The following is a 527-nucleotide window of genomic DNA, read 5'->3' as shown; positions in this document are numbered from 1 at the left end:
AACAAGATATCGCTCACCTAAAAGCGCATCTGCCATCGGGTGTTGAACTAGAAGTCATTGAAGATCGCGCTCTGCTTGCTATTCAAGGCCCTCAAGCGGCGACGGTGTTAGCCCGTTTTGCTCCAGAAGTGACAGACATGCTGTTCATGGATATTCGTAAAGTGGAAATTCTGGGCGCTGAGTGCATTGTTTCTCGCAGTGGCTACACTGGCGAAGATGGTTACGAAATCTCTGTTCCTGCTGACAAAGCAGAAGAGCTAGCGCGCAAACTGACTGCGGAAGAAGAAGTAGAATGGATTGGCCTTGGTGCGCGTGATTCACTTCGTCTAGAGTGTGGTTTGTGTCTATACGGACATGACTTAGACACAACAACTACGCCTGTAGAAGCGAGCTTGCTTTGGGGTATCCAAAAAGTGCGCCGTGTTGGCGGTGAACGTGAAGGTGGTTTCCCTGGTGCTGACATCATTCTAAAGCAGATTGAAACCAAAGATGTCGCACGTAAGCGTGTTGGCCTTGTTGGTCAAACA

1 pseudogene is annotated in these 527 nt (G+C 49.1%); it reads left to right on the top strand.

The window, feature by feature from the left end:
• Nucleotides 1-527 (top strand): annotated as a pseudogene (gene gcvT, locus R7Z77_RS28240) (glycine cleavage system aminomethyltransferase GcvT); the annotation flags it as partial.

The organism is Vibrio sp. 1401, assembly GCF_033340295.1.
Note: the sequence above shows the minus strand (reverse complement) of the source record. Positions and strands in the feature narration are given on the sequence as shown.